4 protein-coding genes are annotated in these 3,444 nt (G+C 75.3%); 1 reads left to right on the top strand and 3 read right to left on the bottom strand.

Features of this window, described 5'->3' with window-relative positions; all coding sequences use genetic code 11:
* From GTW08_RS23080 to GTW08_RS23070, 3 genes are all read right to left on the bottom strand, one after another.
* Positions 1-158, bottom strand: a 158-nt coding sequence (locus GTW08_RS23080) for a PfkB family carbohydrate kinase (RefSeq protein ID WP_237454094.1), incomplete at its 3' end; no start/stop codon positions are given.
* Complete coding sequence (locus GTW08_RS23075; protein WP_073574259.1) at positions 155-1,579, bottom strand: MFS transporter; 1,425 nt, start codon at positions 1,577-1,579, stop codon at positions 155-157. The genes GTW08_RS23080 and GTW08_RS23075, both read right to left, overlap by 4 nt.
* Positions 1,576-2,580 (bottom strand): nucleoside hydrolase, encoded by a 1,005-nt coding sequence (locus GTW08_RS23070; protein WP_073574260.1) that lies wholly within the window; start codon positions 2,578-2,580, stop codon positions 1,576-1,578. The genes GTW08_RS23075 and GTW08_RS23070 overlap by 4 nt, the downstream gene beginning before the upstream one ends.
* A 118-nt stretch (positions 2,581-2,698) precedes the next feature.
* On the opposite strand from GTW08_RS23070, the gene GTW08_RS23065 reads away from it, so the two are divergent.
* Positions 2,699-3,444 (top strand): LacI family DNA-binding transcriptional regulator (locus tag GTW08_RS23065; protein WP_161152518.1); only part of this gene is annotated, 746 nt, incomplete at its 3' end.

Genomic DNA, 3,444 nt, shown 5'->3' with positions numbered 1-3,444 from the left:
GCCCCGAGCCGGGCGGCGGCGACGGCCTGGTTGGCACCCTTGCCGCCGGGGCCCACGGTCAGGTCCGACCCGGCCACGGTCTCCCCCGGCCCCGGGAGGCGCTCGGTGCGCACCACCAGGTCGGCGTTGAGCGAGCCGACGACCAGCACCCGGCTCATCGGGCGTCCACCACGTCGTGCGCGGCGCCGGTCTCGGCGGCGGCCGGGCGCGGGATGAGCAGCGACAGCGCGAACGCTCCCGCGGTGCACGCGGCCCCGACCAGCATGCCCGCGGTGTAGCCGCCGACCCCGGTCTGCCCGGCCCCGCCGACGGCGACCTGCACCGCGGGCAGCACCACGAAGCTGATCCCGGCGCCGAGGTTGAACGCGCCGGCGTTGAGTCCGGGCAGCATGCCGGGCCGGTCGGCGGGCGAGAGCAGCACGCCCAGGCCGTTGAGCATGATGTTGGCGATGCCGGCGTAGGTGACGCCGAGCAACAGCGTCGCGACGACCAGCACCGCGAACGAGTGCACGCCCACGACCGCCAGCAGCGCGGTGGCGACGACGCTGCCGGCCAGCCCGACCCGCAGCACGGTGCGGTAGCCGAGCACCGGGGCCAGGCGACCGGCGAACGGCCCGACCAGCCAGCCGATCAGCGCGTAGGGGGCGAGCAGCGCGAGCGCGGTGAGGTCCGCACCGAGCCCGAACCCGGCCGCCGGGTTCTGCGCGATCGAGGCGACCAGACCGTTGACCACGGCGAACACGCCGGTCATGGTCAGCAGCGTGGTGCCGAGCGTGGCCCAGGTGGCGCGCCGGCGCAGGTCCTCGGGCGCGACGAGCGGCTGCGCGGTGCGGCCCTGCAGCCGCCAGAACACCACCGCGGCGACGACGGCGAGCAGCGCGTACCCGGCGACCCGGCCCCAGCGCGCGTCGGACAGCGCGGCGGCCTCGTCGAAGGCCAGCAGCAGCGCGCCGACCGCGGCGACGAGCGGGACGACCCCGCGCCAGTCCATCCGGGCGCCCTGCGAGGGGCGGGACTCCACGCCCCACACGGCGACGAGCACCAGCGCGACGACGGTGACCGCGGCGATGACCCAGAAGATCGAGCGGAAGCCGTGGTGGGTGGCCAGCCAGCCGCCGAGCAGCGCGTCGAGACCGGCCACGCCGCCGTTCACGGCGGTGATCAGGCCGAGCACGATCCCGTAGCGGCGCGGGTCGGCGATCTCGCTGCGCAGCATGAGCAGGCAGACCGGGACGACCGGCCCGGTGATGCCCTGCAGGGCCCGGCCGGCGAACAGCATCGGCACGCTGACGGCGAGGGCGGCGACGACGCTGCCGACCAGCATGACCGCGAGCATCACCAGCAGCACCCGCCGGCGCCCCGCGATGTCGGACAGCCGCGGCAGGAACAGCGAGAACATCGCCGCGAGGGTGAAGAACATCGTCTGGGACAGGCCGACGGTGGCGTCGTCGGTGCCCAGCTCGCGGGCCATGGTGACCAGTGCGGGGCTGAGCATCGAGGCGTTGAGCTGGAACGCCACGCAGGCGGCCAGCACCGCCACGACGAGCGTGACGACCGGGCGGCGGTCGGGGGTGGTCATGCGATCTGCTCCGTTGCAGCGAGGGCGGCGGCGTCGGCGGGGACGGTCGCGGCCGGGGTGGCGGGGTCGCCGATGGTGCGCAGCGCGTCCACGACGAGCTCCCAGAACCGGGTGTGGTCGAGCTCCAGCGCGGCGTGCGTGCGGCATCCCTGCGGGGCCGGGCCGCGCCGGTCGGCGACCGTCATCCCGGTGGTGTGCCGGCCCGCGGTCTCGACGACGATCGGCATCGGGAACGCCCGCACGATCGTCGGGTCGATGACGTGGGCGACGGCGCACGGGTCGTGCACCGGCGGGGCGTCGAAGCCCTGGACGTCGCGGTAGGTGGCGGCGAAGAAGTCCAGCAGCTCGTCGACGAAGCGCGCCGGGCCGGTCCCGACGGCGCGGATCGCGCGGCGCACCTCGGGCGCGGCCAGCGCCTGGTGGGTCAGGTCGAGCCCGACCATGACCACCTCCCAGCCCGCCTCGAACACGATCGCGGCGGCCTCGGGGTCGATGGCGATGTTGAACTCGGCCACCGGGGTCCGATTGCCGACGGCGACGCCGCCGCCCATCAGCACCACCCGCTTGACCCGGCCGACGATCTCGGGGGCGCGCCGGGCGGCGAGCGCGATGTTGGTCAGCCCGCCGGTGGGGACGAGGGAGACGGTGCCCGGCTCGTGGGCCAGCACGGTCTCCACGATGAGGTCCACGGCGTGGGTGTCCACCGCGGCGAACGCCGGCGCGGGCAGCTCCGGGCCGTCCAGGCCGCTCTCGCCGTGGATGTCGGCGGCGACGGCGATCTCCCGCAGCAGCGGGCGGTCGGCACCGGCCGCGAACGGCACGCCGGTGATCCCGGCCAGGGTCGCGACCGAGAGCGCGTTGCGGGTCACCTTGTCCAGCGTCTGGTTCCCGACGACCGTGGTGACGGCGAGCAGCTCGATCCGCGGGTCGCCGTGGGCGAGCAGCAGCGCGATCGCGTCGTCGTGGCCCGGATCGCAGTCCAGGACGATCTTCTCGGTCATCTCCGGTGTCCCACTTCGTCGTCGCGGTCGTCCGGGGGCTCCGGACGTGTCGACTGTGACTGGTCAAGCGCATGACATCAAGCGCTTGATGTGTGGCGCGTCCGGGTAGGCTCGCCGGATGGCAGGACCGGTGGGCCGGCGGGTGACCGCGGCGATGGTGGCCCGGCGGGCGGGGACGAGCGTGTCCACCGTGTCGCTGGTGGTGAACGGCAAGTCGCGCGGACGGGTGTCCGCGGTGATCACCGAGCGGGTCCGGGCGGCGGTCGACGAGCTGGGCTACGTGGTCGACCACGCGGCGAGCTCGCTCGCCCGCGGGACCACCGACCTCGTCGTGCTGCTCGCCCCCGACCTCCCCAACCCCTACTTCGGGCGGGTCACCACCGGGATCCGGGAGGCGCTGGGCAGCAGGCACCAGCTGATGCTGTCGGTGATCGAGGGCGGCGAACAGCCCGGTGCCGACGACGTCCGCCGGGTCGCGGCGTTCCGCCCGGCCGGGCTGCTGGTGCACGCGCCGTCGCCGACGTTCCTCGACGACCTCGAACCGGGCGGCCCGCCACTGGTGCTGATGGACGCCCCCGGCTTCGAGGGCCGCGCGGCCACGGTGACCTTCGACCTGGAGCCGGGCGTACGCGCGCTGGTCGCGCACCTCGCCGAGGCCGGGCACACGGTCCTCGCCTACCTGGAGGGCTCGACGCCCTCGGCCACCTTCACCGTGCGCCGTGAGCTGCTCGCCCGGGTCGCCGCCGAGCACGGCCTGCGGGTCCTCGACGACGGCACCCGGGCCGGGCTGACCCTCGACGCCGCCGCCGACGTCAGCACCGAGGCGCTGCCGCGCTGGCGGGCGGCCGGGGCCACCGCGGTCGT

The sequence above is a fragment of the Pseudonocardia sp. SID8383 genome, from assembly GCF_009864975.1.
Classification (GTDB): Bacteria; Actinomycetota; Actinomycetes; order Mycobacteriales; family Pseudonocardiaceae; genus Pseudonocardia; species Pseudonocardia alni.
This window is presented reverse-complemented; position numbering and strand designations above follow the sequence as displayed.

Bases quoted from the DNA above. Each gene is read 5' to 3' on its own strand.
- GTW08_RS23075 (WP_073574259.1), bottom strand. From the start codon at position 1,579: ATGACCACCCCCGACCGCCGCCCGGTCGTCACGCTCGTCGTGGCGGTG.
- GTW08_RS23070 (WP_073574260.1), bottom strand. From the start codon at position 2,580: ATGACCGAGAAGATCGTCCTGGACTGCGATCCGGGCCACGACGACGCG.